At 36.7% G+C, this 21,969-nt stretch carries 18 protein-coding genes, 1 tRNA gene and 1 pseudogene; 3 read left to right on the forward strand and 17 right to left on the reverse strand.

Annotated features, from left to right (window positions below; translation table 11 throughout):
• Nucleotides 1–25 precede the first annotated feature (25 nt).
• The 16 genes and pseudogenes from H7N67_RS02505 to H7N67_RS07975 form a co-directional block, all read right to left on the reverse strand.
• Nucleotides 26–2,053, reverse strand: a complete 2,028-nt coding sequence (locus H7N67_RS02505) for an RNA degradosome polyphosphate kinase (RefSeq protein ID WP_187938941.1) — start codon at nucleotides 2,051–2,053, stop codon at nucleotides 26–28.
• A 94-nt stretch (nucleotides 2,054–2,147) separates the two neighbouring features.
• Nucleotides 2,148–2,225: transfer RNA gene (locus H7N67_RS02510), tRNA-Pro, on the reverse strand.
• 489 nt (nucleotides 2,226–2,714) lie between these two features.
• Nucleotides 2,715–3,974 (reverse strand): restriction endonuclease subunit S, encoded by a 1,260-nt coding sequence (locus H7N67_RS02515; protein WP_187938942.1) that lies wholly within the window; start codon nucleotides 3,972–3,974, stop codon nucleotides 2,715–2,717.
• Nucleotides 3,967–5,598: an N-6 DNA methylase gene (locus tag H7N67_RS02520; RefSeq protein ID WP_187938943.1), complete on the reverse strand. Its 1,632-nt coding sequence runs from the start codon at nucleotides 5,596–5,598 to the stop codon at nucleotides 3,967–3,969. The genes H7N67_RS02515 and H7N67_RS02520 overlap by 8 nt, the downstream gene beginning before the upstream one ends.
• Nucleotides 5,591–7,870, reverse strand: a complete 2,280-nt coding sequence (locus H7N67_RS02525) for a DEAD/DEAH box helicase family protein (RefSeq protein WP_232262996.1) — start codon at nucleotides 7,868–7,870, stop codon at nucleotides 5,591–5,593. Before H7N67_RS02525 ends, H7N67_RS02520 begins: the two co-directional genes overlap by 8 nt.
• 173 nt (nucleotides 7,871–8,043) lie before the next feature.
• Nucleotides 8,044–8,733, reverse strand: coding sequence for a type I restriction endonuclease (locus H7N67_RS07965; RefSeq protein WP_232262997.1), 690 nt, complete (start codon nucleotides 8,731–8,733; stop codon nucleotides 8,044–8,046).
• Between the two features lie 47 nt (nucleotides 8,734–8,780).
• Entirely contained in the window at nucleotides 8,781–10,676 is a 1,896-nt protein-coding gene (locus H7N67_RS02530) for a motility associated factor glycosyltransferase family protein (protein ID WP_187938944.1), read from the reverse strand.
• A 25-nt stretch (nucleotides 10,677–10,701) separates the two neighbouring features.
• The gene (locus tag H7N67_RS02535; protein ID WP_187938945.1) at nucleotides 10,702–11,469 is read right to left on the reverse strand and encodes a TerB family tellurite resistance protein; all 768 of its coding nucleotides are present in this window, start codon (nucleotides 11,467–11,469) and stop codon (nucleotides 10,702–10,704) included.
• Between the two features lie 10 nt (nucleotides 11,470–11,479).
• Complete coding sequence (locus H7N67_RS02540) at nucleotides 11,480–11,794, reverse strand: hypothetical protein (protein ID WP_002205634.1); 315 nt, start codon at nucleotides 11,792–11,794, stop codon at nucleotides 11,480–11,482.
• A gap of 1 nt (nucleotide 11,795) precedes the next feature.
• Nucleotides 11,796–13,283: a DUF5644 domain-containing protein gene (locus H7N67_RS02545; protein ID WP_187938946.1), complete on the reverse strand. Its 1,488-nt coding sequence runs from the start codon at nucleotides 13,281–13,283 to the stop codon at nucleotides 11,796–11,798.
• Nucleotides 13,284–13,294: 11 nt separating this feature from the next.
• Entirely contained in the window at nucleotides 13,295–13,783 is a 489-nt protein-coding gene (locus H7N67_RS02550) for a hypothetical protein (protein WP_187910741.1), read from the reverse strand.
• Complete coding sequence (locus H7N67_RS02555; RefSeq protein WP_187938947.1) at nucleotides 13,768–15,504, reverse strand: M3 family oligoendopeptidase; 1,737 nt, start codon at nucleotides 15,502–15,504, stop codon at nucleotides 13,768–13,770. Before H7N67_RS02555 ends, H7N67_RS02550 begins: the two co-directional genes overlap by 16 nt.
• Nucleotides 15,505–15,601: 97 nt before the next feature.
• A complete protein-coding gene (locus tag H7N67_RS02560; RefSeq protein WP_000431989.1) occupies nucleotides 15,602–16,852 on the reverse strand; it encodes a cation:proton antiporter in 1,251 nt (416 codons plus the stop codon).
• Nucleotides 16,853–17,004: 152 nt separating this feature from the next.
• Nucleotides 17,005–17,187 (reverse strand): hypothetical protein, encoded by a 183-nt coding sequence (locus H7N67_RS07970; RefSeq protein WP_077663608.1) that lies wholly within the window; start codon nucleotides 17,185–17,187, stop codon nucleotides 17,005–17,007.
• The gene (locus H7N67_RS02565) at nucleotides 17,171–17,731 is read right to left on the reverse strand and encodes an outer membrane beta-barrel protein (protein ID WP_000595776.1); all 561 of its coding nucleotides are present in this window, start codon (nucleotides 17,729–17,731) and stop codon (nucleotides 17,171–17,173) included. The genes H7N67_RS07970 and H7N67_RS02565 overlap by 17 nt, the downstream gene beginning before the upstream one ends.
• A 43-nt stretch (nucleotides 17,732–17,774) precedes the next feature.
• A pseudogene (locus tag H7N67_RS07975) lies at nucleotides 17,775–17,934 on the reverse strand (orotate phosphoribosyltransferase).
• 18 nt (nucleotides 17,935–17,952) lie between these two features.
• On the opposite strand from H7N67_RS07975, the gene modA reads away from it, so the two are divergent.
• From modA to H7N67_RS02580, 3 genes are read left to right on the forward strand one after another with little or no spacing between them, the layout of a single operon-like run.
• Complete coding sequence (gene modA, locus H7N67_RS02570) at nucleotides 17,953–18,693, forward strand: molybdate ABC transporter substrate-binding protein (RefSeq protein ID WP_187938948.1); 741 nt, start codon at nucleotides 17,953–17,955, stop codon at nucleotides 18,691–18,693.
• A gap of 22 nt (nucleotides 18,694–18,715) precedes the next feature.
• Complete coding sequence (gene modB / locus H7N67_RS02575; protein WP_000349421.1) at nucleotides 18,716–19,390, forward strand: molybdate ABC transporter permease subunit; 675 nt, start codon at nucleotides 18,716–18,718, stop codon at nucleotides 19,388–19,390.
• Nucleotides 19,387–20,184 carry an ATP-binding cassette domain-containing protein gene (locus tag H7N67_RS02580; protein ID WP_187938949.1) on the forward strand — a complete coding sequence of 266 codons (798 nt, stop codon included), beginning with the start codon at nucleotides 19,387–19,389 and terminating at the stop codon, nucleotides 20,182–20,184. Before modB ends, H7N67_RS02580 begins: the two co-directional genes overlap by 4 nt.
• A gap of 160 nt (nucleotides 20,185–20,344) precedes the next feature.
• Here H7N67_RS02580 and gltX read toward each other — a convergent pair whose 3' ends face one another.
• Complete coding sequence (gltX, locus tag H7N67_RS02585; protein ID WP_187938950.1) at nucleotides 20,345–21,736, reverse strand: glutamate--tRNA ligase; 1,392 nt, start codon at nucleotides 21,734–21,736, stop codon at nucleotides 20,345–20,347.
• Between the last annotated feature and the right edge of the window lie 233 nt (nucleotides 21,737–21,969).

A 21,969-nucleotide genomic window follows, 5' to 3' on the forward strand; every position in this document is an offset into this window, starting at 1 on the left:
ATTTGATGATTTGAACGATAACCCTTTAAAAGGTTTTAAGGGCTTGTTTTTCAAAATAATCCTGTGAATTTAAAGGATCGTTAGGGTTTGAAACTTTAGTGTAACGGCCTTTAGAATTTAACTCGTAGCGTTTTAAAGTGTCTTTTAGTTGGATTTCTAAAATACGCAACAATTTATTAGCGATCTTTGGGTTTGTGGCGGGGACAAGCAATTCCACGCGCCTTTCTAAATTCCTAGGCATTAAATCCGCGCTAGAAAAATAGATATTCTCATGTTTAAAATAATAAATCCGCGCATGTTCTAAATATTTCCCCACGATAGAATACACCCTGATATTTTCGCTCAATCCCTTGACTTGGGGCTTTAAACAGCAAATCCCTCTAATAATGAGATCGATTTTAACCCCTTTTTGAGAGGCTTGATAGAGCCATTCAATGATTTCGCTATCCACTAGGGCGTTGGCTTTTAAAATGATATAGCCTTCTTGTTGGTGATTCATTTCATTTTGAATGAGTTCAATGATTTTAGGCTTGATTTGCTTGGGCGCCATAAAAAGCGTTTCTAATGTGTTGCTAGTGGCGCTGCTAGTCAGCAAGGAATGGAAAAGCTTGATAATGTCGTTAGCGATTTCATTTTTAGCGCTAAAAAAACTCACATCGGTATAGATTTTAGCGCTCAAAGGGTTGTAATTGCCCGTGCTTAAATGGGTGAAATGGCGTAACTGGTTGTCTGTTTTTTTAGTGATCAATAGCATTTTAGCATGCACTTTGAGTTTGAAAACGCCATAAACGACTAACGCGCCCGCCCTTTCTAAAGCTTTTGCCCAGTGCAGATTGCTTTCTTCATCAAAACGCGCTTTTAATTCCACTAAAACGCTCACTTGAATCTTGCTCGCCGCTTCAATCAAGGCTTTGACAATGGGGGAATGCTTGCCTACACGATAAAGCGTCATTTTGATAGAAAGGGTGGTCGGATCATTAGCGGCTTGCTCTATTAAATCGATCACAGGCTCAAAACTTTCATAAGGATGAAACAGCAACAGATCTTGTTTTTCTATGGATTTGAAGAGATCGTTTTCATTGAAATGAGGGTGGATTTTGGGCGTGAAATTGGGCGATTTGAGCGCTTTAAAGTCGCTATGATTGACCAATTCCCACAAATCCCCTAAATTGAGCATGATCGCGCTTTTATAGATATGCATGCCGGTGAGTTTGTGCTTTTTGTAAGAATGGGTTTGAAAACTCCTTAAAGACGCTAAAAGGGTTTTTAAAAGCTCTTGGCTCCCTTTTTGGGTTTGCAAGCGCACGATTTCGCCTTGATTTCGCTTCCTTAAACTCTTACTCATCAAATCCGCATAATCATGTGCTTCATCTTCAGTGATGGCAATATCCGCATCGCAAGTTACCCTAAACGCCATGCAATCTAAAATCTCATGCTCCAAAAACAATTCTTCTAAATGCGCTTCTACGATTTCTTCAGCTAACACAAACAAGCCTTTTTCCAACTCCACAAAACGGAAGATAAAAGAGGGGAGTTTGATGAGCGCATAGGAGGCGCTTTGGGTTTCTTTGTCTTTGATGTGGGCAAAAAGCGCGAAAGTCAGATTCGCTAAAGGCGGGAAGGTGTGCGAAGAATCCAACTTAAAAGGCAAAACTAACGCATAAAGCTGCTCTTTAAAATAGGTTTTAGCCTTCGCTTTTTGCTCTAAATTCAATTCGTTATAGGGGGTGATGCAAAGCCCTTTTTTAAAGAGTAGGGCTTGGATTTTTTGGAATTCTAATTCCCTTTCTTCAATTTCATGCGCTAAATAATGCTTGATTTTTTCTAGTTGCTCTTCAGGGCTTGCGCCATCAATGCCTTTAGAGGCGATTTTATGCTCATAGAGTTGTTTAAGCCCGGCCACTCTTATCATGTAAAATTCGTCTAAATTCGTGTCATAAATGGCTAAAAATTTCAAGCGCTCTAATAAAGGCAAGCTCTCATCTTTGGCTTCATTCAAAACCCTTGTGTTAAAAGCTAACCATGAAAGCTCTCGGTTAAAGAAACGATTCAATAGAAATCCTTTAAATCATCATGTTTAAAAATTGATTTTGTTTAGTGTGATTATATAATGAAATGATAATCATTGAAGCTTTTTTAAAAAGTCATGGTCGGAGTAGCGGGATTCAAACCCACGACCTCACCCACCCCAAGGGTGCGCGCTAATCAGGCTGCGCCATACTCCGCAATCAAGAAAGGAGATTGTAGCGCGAGTTTGCTTAGTTATTGTTTAAAGACTCTTTTTTGTAAAACTTCATTTTTTGAATAAAACTTCATTTAACCCTAAAAGATCGCTTAAAATTTTTTTAGCGTTTTTTGGGTTGATTGTTTCTATAATAAACGAACGCGAGTAGTAATCTCTTGGTTTTCTCTTTGGTTGCGGTATTTGGAGTATGTTAGGGTTGGGGGTAACAGTGGGTGGTTACCTCAGAAAAGGAGATAACCTAACATGAGATTAGTAATCATAGTTTTAATGGCGTCCGCAACGCCACATTATACTAAAATTTTGGCTCTGGCGCAAGAGCGCTGGGGTCAAATCTTACTAGCGGATTTGACTCAAACTTTTAATTTTTTGAAACTTCTTTTTCTTTAAAAAATTTCTTTTGATGACAAAACTTCTCTTTCTTGTAACTAAAGGGTTTTTACCCCTTAAAAAAGTTTTGTTCTAAAATTTTTCATTGGGGTTTGATTTGTTGTTTTAAGAGTAGGGGGAGTAAAAAGTCTCTGAGCGCGGTTAGGGTTTGGGTTTCAATGATATTATTAGATATTTTTTCATAGAGTGGTTTAGTTATTTTAGAATAATTATTTAATAGCTCTTTATTTGGTATAAGAATGAAAATATAGTCTAGTGCTTCAATGTTGATAGCTTTTTGTGTAGCACCAGTCGCTAGATTGTTTTTTCTTGTCTCAAAAGGGGAGTATTTAATCGTGGAAGCTATATATTCAAAAGTATGTTTTTGACATTGTAAGCCACAAAAACCTGTTGATAATATGCTTTCTTTTATCCATGATTGCATGTGTTGGTTTAAAAATAAGTGTTTTTTAGTGTCTTTCATTTTGGCAAACCATACTGAATAGATAGAGGGTTGCATGTTGGCTCTATTAGGGCGTTTGTTATAGCTAACTTTAAGTCCTTGATTAAGAGATAAAGTTTCTTGTATATGTTTTGTTTCATAATACACTTTTTGTTTAAAGGGGGTTACTCCCGTTTTGATTGTGTTACATAGGGGATTATCCCCTAGCGTTTTAACTTCAAAATCGTTAGGGATAAGGCGGTTTAATTCTTTAGAAAATTTCATTTTCCCGCCGCTAGTTTGATAGGGTTTGTTGTTTTCATCTAAAAAATCAAAACGAACGAAGTATTGCTCATAAAGAAGCTCTAGGATTTTGTGTAAAAGCTCATTGATTTTGTGGTTGTTCTCTATTTTTTGATCTAAAACAGAAAGCGTGCGGGCGATTTTTTGTTGTGTTTCTAGTGGGTAAAGTTTGATTTTAACATTAAGAAGATCTAAGGGCGTGATAGAGGGGTAGCTAGAAGTCCCACATTCTGCAATGCGTTGCAAGTAATGAATAATTTTATCTTGCGTAATGTAATAATACAAATAATTAGGGTCTAATTTTTTTAAATCTATAATATCTATTACGATAAAAGCAGTAGAAACTAAAAAATTTTTTGGAATTTCTTTGATAATCCCAAAGTGGCGTTGGTTAGGTCTTACACTAGAATAAATAATGCTATTAAGAGAGCATTTTCGTTTAGCTCTTGAGGGTAATTTTTCTTTTGTTAAATCAATTTTTAGAAAAGCATTTATTCTATTATTTGTAATGTTGTCAGTATCTAAATAACAAACTTTTTTGTAATTGTCTTCTTTAGTGTAGTTGTTTTGGTTGATAGCAATTACTGAATGATTTTTTAAATCTAAAAGTTTAATCATAATTAAGATTTCCTAAAGTTTCTAAAATTTCTTGTTGCAAGCTCTGGCTTTCATCAAAAAGGCTTGTCAGTTCGCTTGAATATTGCTGCATCAAGTTTTCAAACTCCGCTTGGCTGATTGTTTCGCTTGTGTCTTCTATAGTGAAATACTGCCCGGGGTTTAGGGAATAGTTTTTTTCTATGATTTCATCAAAAGAAACCAGAGCGCAAAAATCCGCTTTTTGGGCTTTATTTTGGAAAGTTTCTAAAATCAAATCCATATCGCTTGGTCTTAAGCGCGTTTTTTTGTTTTTGTTTTCGGTGTATTCTTCGCCGAGTTTGGAAGCGTCAATCAAAATGACTTCCTTTGCACTTGGCGTTTTTTGAAAAAAGATGATGCTCACATTAGTGCCGGTGTTGGCAAAAACCTGACTGGGCATGCAAACCACACCATAAACGAGCCTTTCATCCACTAAATGCCGGACAATCTTATTTTCTACCCCACTTTTAGCGCTGATGAATCCGGTTGGCACGATTATAGCCCCTTTACCTTTTGGACTGAGCATGTTCAAGCAATGCTGGAAAAAGAGCGTGTAAATGGGCATTTTGCTTTTATCGTTTTTAGGGATATTAGGCACGCCTAAGAAAAAATCGTTTTTGTTTTGCGAAATCTCGGCATGCTCGTTGGAAAAATCCAGCTTGAAAGGGGGGTTACTCACGATGAAATCCATTTTCCCTTTGTGGTCTTTAGAATGGTAGGGGTTAGTCAAGGTGTTTCCCTCAATGGCGTATCTTAAAGAGTGGGTCAAGTCGTTTAAAATCAGGTTGAGTTTGAGCATTCTTAAGGATTTTTGCGAAATGTCTTGGGCATAAAGGGTGCAAGAATCGGTGCCTATTTGGTGGGCTAGTGCCATTAAAAGCGTGCCTGTGCCAGCGCTTGGATCATAGATTTTGACGCTTTGAGTGGGTTTAATCACTAAAAGCTTAGCGATGATGCTAGCGATGCTTAAAGGGGTGTAGTATTCGGCGTATGTCCCTCCGCCGGCGTTATTGTAATCTTTGAGTAAGTATTCAAAAATGGGGGCGAAAAAATCATAGCCTTGTTGGTTTTGTAAGTTTAAAAAAGCTTGTTTGAAATTAAAATTTTTGAGTTTGTCTAATAAAGCTTTTGTAAAATTAGCCCTTTTAGACTCTTCATTAACGTATTGTGAAACGCTTTCAAATAAGGCGATAGTGGTTTTATCCGTGCTTGTGGTGTTAAAAAGTTCGGCATTATTGCTAGAAATGCGATTAAAAATAGCGTCTAGTTTAAGGTGTAAATCGTTATCGTTAAAATGTTTTTCAAAAAGATAGCTTAAAAGCTCATCATAAGAGAGTTTGGGGAGTTTTTTATCGCTTAAGGTAAGGAAAAAATCTTCTTTTTCTTCTTCGTTCAAGTCTTTGTAATCTCGTATCGTTTGGTTGGGGAATTTTGTTTCAAAAAAGAATTCAAACTTATCGCATAAGAATTTATACAAAAAGCATTGCGTGATGATCTTGTATTCGTTGCCGTCGTTCCCTAAACCAAAACTCGTGCAAATGACTTTTAAATCATCAATGAGGCTTAGGGTGTCTTGTTTGATTTGCAATAAAGCGTTATTAGGCATTCAAATTTCCTTGATTATAATTTTTTGGGAGTTCGTTAAAAAGGGTTTGAACGATAAGTTCTTTCTCTTTTTCTAAATCTTTTAAAGAGGGGTTTTCTTTGAAAGCGTTCCTTAATTCTGCTTTTATGGCAGTTTTTAGGGTGGTTTCTTCGTTTAAGATTTCTTGACGCTTAGAAATGCGCGCATCAAGAGCTTTTTTGAGCGCACTTAAAAGCGTGAAAATTCCCTTAGAAATGTTTTCTTCCATAAAGCGATTGTGAAGTCGCTTGTGCGTGATCGCATAAGCTCGATCATTATTGTATTTGCTTAATAGGTTGGTGGTTTGTTCTTTGTGTTGTTTGAGTTGTGAAATGATTACGCTATAAGAATGAGAAATTCCATCAAAATTATGATTGGTTAGGGGTTCTTGGATCAGTCTTGAAAGCTCTTTAGAAATCTTTTGAACTTCTTTATCTTGTTTGTCCGGGATTTTTTCTAACATCTCTTTAGCTTGCTTGTATTTGGTGCTAATCTCTTCTTTTTCTTTGAAGCGTAATTCTTTGCTTTCTTTAAACTCTATTTTAAAGTCTAAAAGAGCGATGAGATCTTCTAAAACGATTAAATCGTTTGGGTTTTTAGGCTCATTGATATTTTTTAACGCATGGAGTTGTTTGGCTTTTTTACTGAGCATTGAAGAGATTTTGCTGATCTTTTCAATATCAATTTTTTCTTTTAAGGAAAGGATTTTTTCATCGCTAGAAGTGCGGATTAAATTGTAGCGTTCTTTGAGCGTGTTAATGGCGTGTGAGACTTTTAAAAGCTCACTCATTTTGCTGATACCAACAATGGCGCTAGTCATGTCCTCTATATCATCAATGGGGTAATTAAAAAGATCATCATAAGCGTTTTTAATGTCTTTTTCTAAAACCTCACGATCCACAAACATGTCTTTGAGATTATCTTTGATATTAAAATCGCTTTGATTGAATTGGTTTAACTCTTTCAAATAATCATCAGTCGTTTTGTCATAATTTTCTTTAATCCCTACAAAATCTATAAGGTAGCCAAAAGACATGTTGTTATAAGGGCGATTCACTCTGGCTAGGGCTTGGAGCAAATTGTGATCTTTTAATTCTCTGTGGATATAAAGGCGTTTGAGATTGGGTAAATCAAAGCCGGTTAAAAGCATGTTAAACACAAAGACTATATCGGTATATTCATGTTTAAAAGAATGAATCTTTTCTTTGACTTCTTGTTCGTCATGCAAAATGAGACTGGATTGGAGTTTGTTTAAAATTTTCAGGTTAGGGTTTTCTTGTAAGACTTTTTCTTGGACTTCATTAAAAAGCAAATTGGCTAACTTGGCTTGTGCGCTTGAAAAACAAATTACCATAGCCTTTAAATTTTCATCATTATTTACACGCCTGAAATTCAATAAATCTCTGATGATATAATAGAGCATTTCTTTAATGTATCTTTCATGATTAAAAATCGTTTCTTTTTTAACCTCTATGTCTTCAATAGTGATGCTTTCTTGTAAAAGGCGATAGATTTTTTGTAGTTTTTCTTTGCAGCTCTTTTCAATGATTTCTAACTGGAGTTTTAGGGTGTGTCTGTCTTTAATGGATTCTGTATAAGAATAGGTGTGCAAGTAGTTGCCAAAAGTGTTTTTAGTGGCTTTATCTTGCGCGTTGTCTTCTAATAGGGGCGTGCCTGTGAGGGCGATTTTGATGGCTGTCTTGTCGCATTCTATCAAATTAGCGTAAAAGCAACCTTTAGGGTCATAGCTCCTGTGGGCTTCATCTATGATAAACACCCTTTGTAAATCATGGTTATCTTTTGTCGCTTCTTGTAATTCTGTTTTAGAAATGATTTCTTTAGGAGCGCTAGAAGGGTCTTCATTAGGGGCTTTTTCTTCATTGGGGGCTTTGAATTTTTGGATATTCACAACGATGATTTCATCATTCCCTTGAGGGCCTTCAAAAACGCTAGAGTTTTTTAATTTTTGGCTCAAATCCTCTTTATTTTCTGCCTCATGCACACAAAGGCCTCTTTTTAAAAACTCGCTTTTGGCTTGTTCTAATAAATCCAACCTGTCCACAATAAAATAAAATTTAGTCTTTTTGTTTAGGTTGGATTGGCTAAAAAAGTCTCTGATGAGTTTGGTTAAGTGGTAGGTTAAGGCGGTTTTACCGCTGCCTTGCGTGTGCCAGATGATGCCTTTTAGGGGGTCTTTTGGGTTCGTTTCATAATGCTTTTGCAATTCTTTTAAAATGTTCAAGCTCGCAAACATCTGCGCGTAACGCCAAACATGTTTTTTAAACTCTGATTTTTCTTGTAAGAAACTGATGCCGTATTTTAGGATGAAGCAAAGCCTTTTGTGAGAACAAAACGAAGTTAAAAGGGGGTTTGTGGGGGTGTCTTTGGGGCTTTTTGGGGTGTCGGTATCTTTAAGGTTAAATTCTTTTAAGACGCGTTTTTGGATTTCTTCAAGCGATCGATGGCTTGAATGGTTTTGATGATTTTCATCATTTTTCGGGGGGGGGGGGGGGTAATATCTAACCTATTGGCTTCAACAAAGCGTTGGAAAACAGGCGAATAAGAAGCACTATAAAAGACGCCTTGATCGGGTTTGTTTTCATCATAGGGCAAGTTATCGCTAAAAAGCCAAATTTGTGCAAGGTTATAAAAAACTTTGTTTTCAGGGTTTTCATAGCGTTTGATATGGCGATCTTTTTCCTCTTTAATGCCTTGTCCGGCGTAAGGCTGTTTAACTTCTATATTCACCAAAGGCAAGCCGTTGATAAAAAGGGTGATGTCAGGCCTAAAGGATTTATAGGTTAATTCAGCCATCATTTCATAAAGATTGTTGTTAGGGTTATCAAAGTCTATGATTGGATTCTCGCTTTTGAGCAAGTATTCATAAAAGCTTTTGCCTAAATCATCGTAATTCAAGCGTTTTTTCATTTCAGCAAGCGAATCTTTTGCGTTTTTAGTGGGGTTTAAGCGCTCAAACGCTTGAGTGAAACTATCTATTAGGATATTAGTGTCCGTGTCTAGGTTAGGCTTATTTTTTTGAGAAATAAAGTTATAGCCCAACTCGGCTAAATGCATTAAGGCAGGGACTTGAACCCTTGTGATTTCATTGTATGGCATGAACACCTCTTTGATTTAAGGTTGTTATTATAGTGTAAAAATAAAAATCATGGTTGTTTGAGTTGCATTTGCAATAACAAACAAGCTTTTTTAAGGAATTGTTTTAAGGTGTTTTGAGAGAATTTGATAAAATGCGTCAGCTCATTTTCGTTAAGATGCAATGAAACGATTAAAACGCTTTGTAGAATATGGGCGATGCTCCCTTCAAATAAAATGCCTATAGTAGGGGTTTTAGCGCTGGCTGTTTGGCAAAACCCATTCAAATTATCCACCCATTCAAATATTTCTTGCTTGGTTTTACATGGCGTGTTTAAATGCGTGAAAAAATCCTCTTTAAAACGAATCAGATTTTTTTGTAAATTGTTTAAATCCTTAGCATGATTATTTTTAGGGCTAAACATGCTTTTAATGCGAACGATAGCTTCTTGTTTGTTGATTTGTTTCAATTTCACTTGAGAGTAATTAAGGCTAACAGCATGCTTGATTTTCGCCCCATAGCTTAGATTATAGACTTTTTTAGGCTGGTAATGATGAAGGGCTTCTTCAATCCTTTCTTTAGAGAGCAAAAAAAGCGAGTCGCTAAAAGTTTCATAACCTTCAACATTACCCTCTACGCTGATTAAAGATGAAGTGTCAATTTCTTTTTCATTTTCATAATAGGAATTTTGAGCGTGCTTTTTAAACCCTTTAATATAAGCGCAATCTAAAGCGCACAAATAAATTTCATCGCTCATCAAACCCGCTAAAGCCACCCCGGCATTGCCCACAAAAGGCGCTGCGTATTCTATACTCAAAGGGCTTATATACGCGCAAGCGCTCCCCCCACGCATAAACATCAACGCTTCTTTGGCTAAATTAAAAGCGTTAGGATTGAGCATGTTAGCCCCCATTAAAGGGGTGTCTTCTAGGGGGGCTTTTTCTAAAACCTCCTTAAGATAGTCTATGCGCTCCACTTCTATTTGAAAATCCACTTTAACGCCGTGCGTTTTTAAAGGTTTTAAAGCGGTTCCGCATGAAAAAATGATGAAATTATCTTCATTTTCTTTTAAAAAATCTAGCAACAAATCCAGGCTTGGCCCATTGCCCACCACGCAAATGGGGGCGTTAATCTTTTGGGGTTTGGTTTTTAGGGTTTGGTATAAGGGTAAATTTTTGAGCGTGTTCTTTAATCCTAGTAATTCATCTTCAAAACTCCCCCAACCCCTTAAAGCTTGTTTGTAATAGCTTTGAATGTTTTCTCGCATGCGCGAATTAAAAGCGCTTTTATAGGGCATGATTTCTAGCTTTAAAAAAGAATGCGTAACAGGGCGTTTCAAAAAATCCATTTTCAATTCATTAGGGTTAAAAAACCCTTGAATAAAGAGTTTAGCCCCTTTTGTAATCAAATCTTCATAACGCGCAAAGTAACAACTGATTTTAAACAAATCTAAATTTTCTTCAAACAAATAAAGCGAATGGAAGCGGTAATTTTGAGCCTGTAAAATAGCCAAAAACAAGCCGTCTAAAACGCCATAAATCATGGTAGGGGGTAGGAATTTCTTTAAAGAGCAAGGCGTTTGATGGTTATTTAAAAAATTTAAGATCGCATGCGTGGCTTTAAGGGTTAGGGGGAGTTTGTGGTTGTTTTGAGTTTTTAAATAATGTAAAGAAAGGTGGTTATTGTCTAATGACCATCTGGGATTATTCAATGGGTTAGAAGCCATGTTGAAAGCGGTTTCTATCATTTGATTTTTAGGGTAGCTTAAAGCGTTTGTTGGCGTGTGTAAGAGATTAAGATGATTTTTTTCAAAAAGCAATTGGTAATTTTTAAAAGGCGTATTGAGAGCGTTAAAAAGATTAGGGTGATAGGATTTGAAAAAAACTAAATTATCCCTAAAACGCTTTGAAATTTCTTTTTCTAAAAAGGGCGCATCAAAAGATTCTAGGGCTTTTAAAAAGGGCATTCAATAGCCTTTTTCATCACACCCCTTAGGAGTCTTTTAAATCATTTTCTAAGAGTTGGGAAGCGAGGGCGATTTTTTTCAAAGAAATAAAATCTTGTTCGCTGTAGCGTTTGTTGTCATTCATTTTATGGTAGTAGGGGGCACTTAAATCCAGGGCTTTTTTTTCTAAATCTTGCTTGGTGGTGTGGGTTTGGATTTCAAAAAGACTTTTTGCTTCTTCTAAAGACATAGGGATTTCTATTGCATTGAAGCGTTCAAAATTATCATAAAGCTCGTTAAAATCCTGATTGTCTATCTGTAAAAACGCCCCCACATCTAAAAACAATTCTTTTTCCTTGCTGTCTAAGATCCCATCAGCATAGGCCAATAACATAAGAAATTCCACTAATTTTAGGCGTTTAGTGTATTCCCCATGCGTGTGATCAGCGATTTCTTGGCATAAGGATTCAAAATTTTCTTTTTTATCCACAGGCTCATTGAGAAGCTCTTTAGCTAAATCTTGTTGTTCGCTGTTTAAGGGCTGCTCTAATTCATGGATAAAAAGCGTCCTTAAGGCGTTATCCAAAGCGTTTTTTTGAATGTCTAAAAATTTTAAAAGACGCATATACGCGCCTATTTGGGTTTGCTTGAATTTGTCTAAGGGGCTAGATTGCACCAACAAATAGGGGTCATTTTTCAAGTCGTATTCTTCGGTTTTGGTTTTAGGGTTTAGGGGGTTTTTCAAATATTCTTTGAGGGTGTTGTAAAAATAAAACAACACAACCGCCGCAACAATTAATAAAATGATTTCCATTTTTTTTCCTTTATGAGTATTTTTTCATTTGTTCTTTAAGGTCTTGTTTTTGCCTGCTCTCTCGCTCTTTTTTGGCTTGATAAAGACGCATTTGCTCTTCTTTTTGCTTGTCTTGTAAGATCATTTTCCTCTCATGGTTTTTTTTAAGCCGTTCTATGTATTCTTCTCGTTTTTCTGGGTCTTGGAAACTCACAGGGCGGATGAAAAAAACAAACAAAATCAACACAAAAATCCCTATAGCGACAATTTCAGAGCCTTCGCCATTGAAAGCATACCAAAGCCCTCCCATCAAAGAAGCGAGCACGAGTTTTAAAAAAGCGTTCATCTTAAATGAAAGTAACCTTATGATAATGCGCATCAAGCCCTAGAGCTTGCTTATCTTTTTCCCCCATAGCCATCAGCGCAATTTGAGGCAGCAATAAAGTGGGGGTGCTGTCATTATCTCTTTTATAAATCTTTGAAGCTTTTAAGCTTAAACTTTCAAAAGCGTGAAAAAGCCCTAAAGAATGCACGATTAAAAAATCCGCCCCTAAATCAATCCCTAAATAGCGTAAATGCGCGCACTGGAGTAAGCCGCTTGCTTCATTGACTTCTAAAAGGGGGGCGTAATTTTGAAAAGACTCTAAAAAATAGGGGGCTTTTAAACGAATTTTATTGAAAAAATGATCGCTTTGTTTGATGCGAGAAAATTCAGCCCCTAAAAATGCGTCAAAAGGGCTTTTCAATTCCCATGCCAAAAATTCATTAACCCACTCATTGAGATAGGCCATCTCAATATCTTTCTCATAAACGAGTTGGTATTTTTTCAATTTTTCATTGACAGAGTCAATGATTTCAGGGTTGTTGTCTAAAACTTCTTTAGCATGCAAGATATTCAAATACGCATCTTCTTCGCAAAAAATGAGCGAAACGCCATTGGCTTTGGCTAGAGCCAGATTATACGCACAAGCCGTGAGAAAATCATGCGTGCTTATGATCTTCCCATAATAGCCCCCATCATAACAAAAAGGCAGATCAATGATTTTTTGCCCCATTTTTTCTAAATAGAGCTTAGCGCTTTTTAGGAGCGATTGCGCGTCTAAATGCTTCGCATAAGCGTTAAAGAGAGCACAAGTTTTAGGGGGGTTAGGCGTTTTAGGAGGGTTAGAATGGTATTGAAAAAGGCTTAAAAGGTTTTTAGAAAAATCTTTCCATGGCTTGATTTTGGAATTGGTTAGGATTTCTTGCAATTCATAGATTTCATGGTCAATGTTGTCATCGTTTTTATAGAGATAATGCGCCACGCTTAAGAAATTCATCACACCGCTTTCAGGCTGAGAAATCATCTCTAACAACCGGTTGCGCTCTGTGGGGTAGCGTTTCATCAGCCATTTAACATACAAGAAAAAGCCATCGCCCAAATATTTAGGGTTCGTTTGGGGGTTGATGAAATTGATTTGGATAAACTTTTCTAATTCTTCTTTTTCGCCTTTAGTGATGTAGGGGACTTGTTTGAAAAAATCTTCATAGTTTTTTAAAACCGCCTTTTCATCAATCATCAAGTCTTTTAAAGCGTATCGTTTGGATAGGGGATCTAGCACCCATTCTTTAGAAAAAAACGCCACCAAATCGCTTATTTTAGCGTCTTCAAACACCGCAATTTGGTTGATTTTAAGCGCGATATTTTCATTATAGCTCACGCCTTTGAGTTGATTTAAAAGATCCAAAAGGTATTGATCTTCTTGGTATTCTAAAAAATAAGACTCATAAGCAGGGTTATAGTCCTTGTTGTTTTCAAAACGAAAGACTTTTACATGCAATTTTAAAACGCTCATCAATCAGTCCTTTAGCTTTTGTGTAAATTTTCTAAAATCGCGCGGTTTTTGGAATTGGAAAAAAGAGCCTCTTTAGAATCCAACCACTCTTTAGACTCTCGCTCGTCTTTCTTTGGCTCTTGAAAGGGTGGTTCTTCTTTGTGGAACACTTCAAGCGAATCGCAACGATTGAATAAAACGGCATTTTCATTTTTTTCTTTGATAAGGATTTGAATGATGCCAGGAAGTTTTACTTGAACCACGCTGCCAATATTGTTAGGGCCAAACCCGGCTTCAAATTGCACGCTTTGCGCATCAATCATCAAGCTTTCTAAGGTATATCCGGCTAAAACAAACAACACCAACGAGCCGAATTTTTCATGGATTTCTTTAGGGAGCTTGGGGGAAAAATCAATCGCATCCCTTTCGCACAAAAGGTTAAAACTCAAATGGTTTTTGGACAGAAACTGCAAGTATTCAATGCAATGCTTGTTGTTTAAAAGCCTTAATTCTCTTCGCATGCGAGCAACCTTTCAAATTCTTCTAACAAATGACGCACCTCTTGCATGCCAATTTCCCAAAATTCCTTACTATCAATGTCAAAGCCAAACATGGACACTAATTCTTTAGGGCTTTTTGACCCTCCTAAACTCAAAAATTCCGTGTAAGTTTTAACAAATTCTTTAGCGTCGCTTTTTTTATAAAGCCCATAAAGCGCTAAAGTCAAAAGTTGCCCGTAACTATAAGCGTAGCAATAAAAAGGCGAATGGATAAAATGGGGGATATAGCTCCACCACAAATGGTAGTTTTTAGTGAGTTTCACGCTTTTTTCAAACATTCTTTGATTTTCTTCAAACCAGATTTGATCAAAATCTTTGGTGTCTAATTCTTCATCTATTTCATGGATTCTTCTTTCAAAATTCGTCATCACCACTTGCCTAAAAAGGGTAGAAAAAATATCTTCTAGCTTGCCTGCCAGCATGAAAAGAAGTTCATCAGATTTTAAACCCTTTTTTAAATGCTCAAAAAACAACATTTCAGAAAAGACAGAAGCGGTTTCTGCGGTGGTTAGGGGCGTATCCATGTTCAATACGCCTTGTTTTTTGGACAATTCTTGGTGGATCATATGCCCGAATTCATGAGCGATAGTGAAAGCGTCTCGGCGGTTTCCTGTGTAGTTTAACAACACATAAGGGTGAGCGCTAGGCACCGCGCCATGGCTAAAAGCCCCGCCTTGCTTAAAGTCTTTAGGGTGTGAATCCACCCACCCCTCTTTGATCGCTTTAGAAGCGATTTTATGAAATTCAGGGCTAAAGGCTTTAAGGGTTTTAAGCACTTCTTCTAAAGCTTGAGAGTAAGTCATGGTGATGCTCTCATCGTTTAAAGGGGCGTAGCGATCGTAATCTTTGAGTTTATGCCCTAAAATTTGCGATTTTTTATGGTAGTAACGATGCACTAAGGAAAAATTAGCGTTCACGATCTCTATCATGCTATCCACGCTCTCTTGCGAGATCTGGTTGTCAATGTGGCGGAAACTCTCTTTTTTGTCGTATTTTCTCAGTTTGGTTTCAATGAGCAAATCCTTACGCACCATGTTTAAAATATAAGTGAGTAAAGGGCGGGATTTTTCTAACGCTTTGCTGAAAGCTTTTTGAGATTTTTTACGGATCTTGCGTTTGGGGTTGTGCAAGAGGGCTAAAATTTCTTCTTCGCTTAAAGTTTTTTCTTCAAAAGGGATTTTTAAAGAAGAAAAATGCTCATCAAAAAGACGGCTAAACGCACCCACCCCCACAGGCGAAAGGGCTAGGGCGATCTTTTCTTCATCTAAATTCAAGGTGTGCTTTTTCTTTTCTATGAGGTTGTTTAGATAAAAAGCATGATCTTTGCATTTTTTAATGAAAGCGAGTTGTTTTTTGGCGTCCAAATTCTTAAATTCAATTTCAAAGAATAAAAGGTGTTGTTGGATATTTGCGCAAGCCATTTCGCATTGCGAATAAAACTTCGCTTCTTTGGTGTTCTTAGCAAAGAGTAATTGAGCGTAAGTCATCGCTCTAGAAATTTTTTCTAACAAATTTTCGTAATGTTTAAGAGCGTTGGCAAATTTTGCAGCGTCTAAATCCTTAAGGTTATTTTGATAAGCGCTCTCAAATTCTTGCACTTCTGTTTGTAAGGTTTTTAAAAATTCTTCTGCGCTTTCTTTATTTTCAAATAAAGCACTTAAATCCCATTCTTGCTCTTTCATGAAATCCCCTTTTTATACCAATTTGAAGTTAAAATATGCTTGTATTTTAACATAACACTGACAATACAAGCAAACTTATCATTTGGTTTTTACGCCATTATTTTTTAGCCGGCTCATTTTCTTGGCTCTTTTGGTGCAAAATAAATTGAGCGATAGATTCTAGGTATTTTAAAATAAAAGGGGTTGCCAACATAGAAAAGACCACCATGAGAATAAGGAGTTGGTGGATGTCATTTTGAGCGATATTTAAGATATTTTTTTGGTGCAAAAAACCAAGAATCCCTTTTTTTTCTTGCAAATTAAAGAGCTGGTGCGAGCCTGAATTTAAAAAGATCACGAAAGAAAACTCCCCGATTTGCGCTAAAGAAAGAGCGGTTTTTATGGCGGTTTTAGCGTCTCTAAAAAAACGCAATAGCGCATAAATGATGGCCGTCTTAAAACCCATCACTAAAATGAGTAAGAAGATGACGACAAAGAACTTCTCCATAAAGAAACTCACATTAATTTGCATCCCTATCGTAATGAAAAAAAGAGCTAAGAAGAGGTTTTTTAATTGCGCGAATTCTTCTTGGACATTGATTTTATAGCGCGATTTAGAAATGGCCATGCCCACAATGAACGCCCCTAAAGACATAGAAAACCCAAAAAAATGGCTCAATCCCGCCGCGCTGCAAACAATCACTAAAATCGTGCCTATAAAAATTTCAGGCAAGCGCGTGTCTTTTGCTTGCTCTAAGATGAGATTAGCCCCTTTTTTTCCAGGCAATAACAAAAGAACTAAAATAATCCCTGCTGAAATAAAGGTTTTAAGAATGAGTAAATTAACATTAGAATCTTTACTGCCTAGAATAGTCAAAATTAAAAGCATGGGAATGGCTGCAATATCTTGGAAAATCAAAATCCCCACCGCGCTCTTTCCCATGGGCGTGCTAAGCTGTTTGGAATCTTCAAAGAATTTCAGCACAATAGCGGTTGAAGAGAGCGAAAGCCCCATGCCTAAAACAAGGGAAAAAATGGGTGAAAGACCCAAAATAAAATACCCCACTAAAAAAGCGATTAAAGCGCATAAAACCACTTGTAAAAGCCCAAAAACCAGCACTTCTTGTTTGATGGATTTGAGTTTGTCAAAATTAAACTCAATGCCTATCATAAACATTAAAAAGACGATACCAAATTCACCAATATCAGACAACAAATTAAAATCATTAATTTTAAAAAAAGCCGCTAAGACCGTTCCTGTGCAAATGTAACCAATGATAACCGGCATGTCTAATTTCTTTAAAAAGATTCCAAAGCCTACAGCAAGCCATAAGCCGGCAATAACAATATAAAGTGTGCTGTTTTCCATAAAAACCTTTCCCCAGTAGAATCAATTTGTTTTAAAGAAATAAAAGCGAAACTATCCTATTAAATTGAGCCATTAAATAACACTATTGAATAAAATAATATCTATCAAAAATATATAAGTAATTTATTATTTAAATCTTACTAAACCCATATTCAAACGCAAACACCAAACGCTCTATTGAGTAAAATAAAAATTAAAACGCTAGGATTATACTGCGTTAAGGCAAACCTTCTATTTATGAAGAAGATTTTTGAACCCCAACCTTTTAAGAGTCGGCTAGGGTTTAATTTGATGAGGAAGAGCGAATGAAAGAACGGATTAAAAAGTGAAGACATAATCCACATACCAAGAATAGTAGCGGATAAGCCCTACATCTTTACTGCCCTGATTAACCATAGGGAATTTCACGCCCGCTTCAAACGCGCTGCGATCCCCAACGCGCATTCTTCCGCCTAAATTCCATAAGAACTGGAATCTCGTTTGATTGACATCATAAGGGAACATCCAAGTGTTTCCGGCTAATTGAACGCCACCAATGAGACCTAGAGCGAATTTATCCAAAGGAATGAGATTGACAATCAAATCGCCACCGCCACCGTAGGTGAGCAAATTGGTTTTGGTGTGTTCAGTCCCTGAAGTGTTAAACCAATCTAAAAAGCCATACACCCTAGCCCCAAACCATTTATTGGCAAAGCCTACAAAACCTAATTTGAAATTCAAACCATAAAGATCATTGCCATGGCGCCAATCAGAGTAATTGCTATTATAAGGGCCATAACGACCTTGCTGATAACCCGCACCCATAAAAAACCCATTCACTTCGCCAGCCAGCGCTAAACTCGCGCTCAAGCTTAAAATACAAGCAATTCTTTTAATCATAATAAATCCTTCTTGTTGAATTAAAGTTACACCCTAAAATCGGTTATTTTTCTAAAAGATTTAATTTTTTATCAAAGATGAGGGTTTTAGAGTGAAAATATTGATTAAATCATGGATAAGTGGGATACACCGACAAACCGCCTCAAACTTTTAAAATACAAATTTTTAAGATACAAATAGGTATAATCACCAACTTTAATCATTTAATCAAAGGGAGTTCTATGAAAAATACTTTCAAAGCGTTTGTCTTTTTAATCGTATTTTTTTCAAGCGCTCTGTTGGCACAGGATTTAAAAATCGCTGCTGCTGCTAATCTCACACGTGCTTTAAAAGCCCTTGTTAAAGAATTTCAAAAAGAACACCCCAAAGACGCTATTAGAATTAGTTTTAATTCTTCAGGCAAACTCTACGCTCAAATCGCTCAAAACGCCCCTTTTGATTTATTCATTTCAGCAGATGTTGCCAGGCCTAAAAAGCTTTATGAAGAAAAAATAACCCCTTTTAAAGAAGAAGTCTATGCTAAAGGCGTGTTGGTTTTATGGAGCGAAAATCTAAAAATGGATTCTTTAGAAATTCTTAAAGACCCTAAAATTAAACATATCGCTATGGCTAATCCTAAACTAGCCCCTTATGGAAAAGCCAGCATGGAAGTCTTAGAGAATTTAAAACTCGCTTCTAGTCTTAAACCTAAAATCGTTTATGGCGCTTCTATTTCTCAAGCCCATCAATTTGTCGCTACTAAAAACGCTCAAATAGGCTTTGGAGCGTTATCCTTGATGGATAAAAAAGACAAAAACCTCTCTTATTTCATCATTGATAAAGCCCTTTATAACCCTATTGAACAAGCCTTAATCATCACTAAAAATGGGGCTAATAACCCTTTAGCCAAAGTTTTTAAAGATTTTTTATTCAGCCCTAAAGCTAGAGCTATCTTTAAAGAATACGGCTATATTGTGGATTAAAACGCATTAAAAAAGGCGAATAATGGATCATGAGTTTTTGATTACCATGCGTTTGAGCTTTTCTTTAGCTTTGATTACCACCCTTATTTTACTCCCTATAGGGATTTTTTTAGGCTATTTTTTAAGCCTTAAACGCAATCTTTTAACGAGCTTAACAGAAACGCTTGTGTATATGCCTTTAGTTTTACCCCCAAGCGTGCTAGGGTTTTATCTTCTTTTAATTTTTTCGCCTTCTTCTTTTTTGGGAGCGTTTTTACAAGATGTTTTCAACGTGAAACTTGTTTTTAGTTTCCAAGGGCTTATTTTAGGGAGCGTGATTTTTTCCTTGCCCTTTATGGTAAGCCCCATTAAAAGCGCGTTAATTTCCTTGCCCGCTTCTTTAAAAGAAGCCAGTTATAGCTTGGGTAAGGGGGAATACTACACCCTTTTTTTCGTCCTACTCCCTAACATCAAACCCAGTGTGTTGATGGCCATCATTACAACTTTTACGCACACTATAGGCGAATTTGGCGTGGTGATGATGCTTGGGGGTGATATATTAGGGGAAACAAGAGTGGCTAGCATTGCGATCTTTAACGAAGCTGAAGCGCTCAATTACCCTAAAGCCCATCAATACGCCTTAACGCTCACGCTTATTAGTTTTAGCCTTTTATTTGTTACCCTATTTTTAAATAAAAAACAAAGCTCGTTTTTATGATAAAAGCGCGGTTTAAAAAACGCCTTTTAGGATCTAGGGGCGCGTTTGATTTGAATATAGACTTAGAAATTAAAGAAGCAGAAGTTGTCGCTTTATTAGGAGAATCTGGAGCGGGTAAAAGCACGATTTTACGCATTTTAGCAGGGCTTGAAGCGGTGAGTAGCGGCTATATTGAAGTCAATCGTTCAGTGTGGCTAGACACTCAAAAAAAGATTTTTTTAAAACCACAACAACGAAAAATCGGCTTTGTGTTTCAAGATTACGCTCTATTTCCTCATTTAAACGTGTATCAAAACATCGCCTTTGCTCACCCTAAAGATAAAAATAAAATCCACGAAGTGTTACGCTTAATGCGTTTAGAAAATCTAAGCCAGCAAAAAATCCCCCAACTCTCTGGCGGACAAGCCCAACGAGTCGCTTTAGCAAGAGCTTTAATCGCAACCAAGAATTTATTGCTTTTAGATGAGCCTTTAAACGCCCTAGATAACGCCTTAAAAAACGAAGTGCAACAAGGTTTGCTTGATTTTATCAAGCGTGAAAATTTAAGCGTGTTATTGGTGAGTCATGATCCAAACGAAATAACCAAACTCGCGCGAACTTTCCTCTTTTTAAACAATGGCGTTATCAATCCTAATCAAGAAAATCGGCTTTTTTCAAACCGCTTATTGGTAAAACCTCTCTTTGAAGATGAAAATTATTGCCATTATGAGGTCATTCCTCAAACGATTAGTTTGCCCAAAGATTGTCTGAACCCAACTTTTAAGCTTGATTTCAATCAAGGCAAAAAATTTTAGAAATATTTTTTTCATTTTCCTCTTAAAACCCTCTTATTTTTAAACTTTATGCACCCATTTTAGTGTTAGGAATAACGCTAAAGTTTTAGGGAGTCGCTCTCATAACAACCGCTAAAATCAAACTCTTTTATTAATATCCAATGAAAACAGAGCCAATCTTTTAGTTTTTCAAAAACTCTTCTATTCTTTTGACGCTCTCTGTTTTGCCTAAAATAAAAAGCGCTTCTTTAAGACCTATCCCACCTCCCTTACCCAAAAGGGCTAATCTTAAGGGCTGCATAAAACTACCCGCTTTAATCTTTTCTTCTTCAATGATTTGGTGCATGGCGTTTTCTAGCGCGCTTTCATCGTTGAAATTGGCTTCATTTAATTCCAACTTAAACTTTTCTAACAAGGGCATAACGAGCGCTTGATTGAGCTTTTTAAAAACCTTTTCTTCATACTCCACAGGAGCGATTAAAACCTCATCTATTTTAAGGGCTAATTCTTTTAAGGTTTGAGATCTTTCTTTGAGGGCGTCCAACAAGCGATCCAATTGGGTGGGGTTTAAATGCGAGAGATCGCTAAAACTAAAAGGCTTTAAAAGTTTTAACAATTCTTGAGCGCTTTGGTTTTTTAAATAGTGAGCGTTGAGCCAATTAAGCTTGTGCCAGCTAAAGCAACTGGGCGAAGAATTCAAATCTTTAGGATCAAATAATTCTAGCAATTCTTGCATGCTAAAAACCTCTTTATCTTGATAGCTCCACCCCAAACGCGCTAAAAAATTCACCAAAGCTTCCTTAAGATAGCCCATTTCTTGATAGTCCATCACATTAGTGGCCCCATGGCGTTTGCTTAATTTTTGCCCTTCTTCATTCAAAATCATCGGCACATGGAAAAAATTAGGGATTTTAAAATTTAAAGCCTTATAGAGAACGATTTGTTTAGGGGTGTTAGAAAGGTGATCATCGCCTCTAATCACATCAGTAATCCCCATTAAAGCGTCATCAATGGTAACCACAAAATTATAAGTGGGCGTCCCATCGCTCCTGGCGATAATAAAATCGTCTAATTCGTGAGTGTTCACTCTCACTTCGCCTTTAACCCCATCATTAAAACCAATCACCTCATTTTGCGGGACTTTAATCCTTACCACAGGCTCTATGCCTTTAGGGGGCGTGCCTTTAAAATCACGATAACGATTGTCATAGCGTGGGGTTTCTTTCCTGGCTTTTTGCTCTTCTCTCAAAGCGTCTAATTCATCTTTACTCATATAACAATAATAGGCTTTGTCTTCATCTAAGAGTTTTTGGATGTATTCTTTATAAATTTCAAAGCGTTTGGATTGATAGAGGATTTCTCCGTCGTGTTCTAGCCCCACCCATTTGAAAGCCTCTATAATGGCGTTAGCCGCTTCTATGGAGTTACGGCTCAAATCCGTGTCTTCAATGCGTAAAAAAAATTTTCCTTGATTGGCTCGTGCAAAAAGATAATTGAAAATGGCTGTTCTTAAGCCTCCTATGTGGAGGTAGCCAGTGGGTGACGGGGCGAAGCGCGTAACGATCAAACTCATTATTCTAACCTTAAAAATAAAATGCTCTTATTGTATTCAAAAATGGCTTAAAAATGGTTTCACTTTTTTCTATTAAAATTAGTGTATCATTGAGATTATTTTTAATTAGGATCACCCATGCAATTTCAAAAAACCTTATTTTCTTTATCTTTATCTCTATCTTTATTCTTATCTTTTGGTATCGCTGAAGAAAATGGGGCGTATGCGAGCGTGGGGTTTGAATATTCCATCAG

The sequence above is a fragment of the Helicobacter pylori genome (assembly GCF_014498195.1).
Classification (GTDB): domain Bacteria; phylum Campylobacterota; class Campylobacteria; order Campylobacterales; family Helicobacteraceae; genus Helicobacter; species Helicobacter pylori_DO.

What these genes read in the sequence shown, in the direction of transcription:
- H7N67_RS02515 (WP_187938942.1), bottom strand. Translation starts at nt 3,974, where the DNA reads ATGATTAAACTTTTAGATTTAAAAAATCATTCAGTAATTGCTATCAAC.
- H7N67_RS02520 (WP_187938943.1), bottom strand. Translation starts at nt 5,598, where the DNA reads ATGCCTAATAACGCTTTATTGCAAATCAAACAAGACACCCTAAGCCTC.
- H7N67_RS02525 (WP_232262996.1), bottom strand. Translation starts at nt 7,870, where the DNA reads ATGTTTGCGAGCTTGAACATTTTAAAAGAATTGCAAAAGCATTATGAA.
- H7N67_RS07965 (WP_232262997.1), bottom strand. Translation starts at nt 8,733, where the DNA reads ATGCCATACAATGAAATCACAAGGGTTCAAGTCCCTGCCTTAATGCAT.
- H7N67_RS02530 (WP_187938944.1), bottom strand. Translation starts at nt 10,676, where the DNA reads ATGCCCTTTTTAAAAGCCCTAGAATCTTTTGATGCGCCCTTTTTAGAA.
- H7N67_RS02535 (WP_187938945.1), bottom strand. Translation starts at nt 11,469, where the DNA reads ATGGAAATCATTTTATTAATTGTTGCGGCGGTTGTGTTGTTTTATTTT.
- H7N67_RS02540 (WP_002205634.1), bottom strand. Translation starts at nt 11,794, where the DNA reads ATGAACGCTTTTTTAAAACTCGTGCTCGCTTCTTTGATGGGAGGGCTT.
- H7N67_RS02545 (WP_187938946.1), bottom strand. Translation starts at nt 13,283, where the DNA reads ATGAGCGTTTTAAAATTGCATGTAAAAGTCTTTCGTTTTGAAAACAAC.
- H7N67_RS02550 (WP_187910741.1), bottom strand. Translation starts at nt 13,783, where the DNA reads ATGCGAAGAGAATTAAGGCTTTTAAACAACAAGCATTGCATTGAATAC.
- H7N67_RS02555 (WP_187938947.1), bottom strand. Translation starts at nt 15,504, where the DNA reads ATGAAAGAGCAAGAATGGGATTTAAGTGCTTTATTTGAAAATAAAGAA.
- H7N67_RS02560 (WP_000431989.1), bottom strand. Translation starts at nt 16,852, where the DNA reads ATGGAAAACAGCACACTTTATATTGTTATTGCCGGCTTATGGCTTGCT.
- H7N67_RS07970 (WP_077663608.1), bottom strand. Translation starts at nt 17,187, where the DNA reads ATGTCTTCACTTTTTAATCCGTTCTTTCATTCGCTCTTCCTCATCAAA.
- H7N67_RS02565 (WP_000595776.1), bottom strand. Translation starts at nt 17,731, where the DNA reads ATGATTAAAAGAATTGCTTGTATTTTAAGCTTGAGCGCGAGTTTAGCG.
- modA (WP_187938948.1), top strand. Translation starts at nt 17,953, where the DNA reads ATGAAAAATACTTTCAAAGCGTTTGTCTTTTTAATCGTATTTTTTTCA.
- modB (WP_000349421.1), top strand. Translation starts at nt 18,716, where the DNA reads ATGGATCATGAGTTTTTGATTACCATGCGTTTGAGCTTTTCTTTAGCT.
- H7N67_RS02580 (WP_187938949.1), top strand. Translation starts at nt 19,387, where the DNA reads ATGATAAAAGCGCGGTTTAAAAAACGCCTTTTAGGATCTAGGGGCGCG.
- gltX (WP_187938950.1), bottom strand. Translation starts at nt 21,736, where the DNA reads ATGAGTTTGATCGTTACGCGCTTCGCCCCGTCACCCACTGGCTACCTC.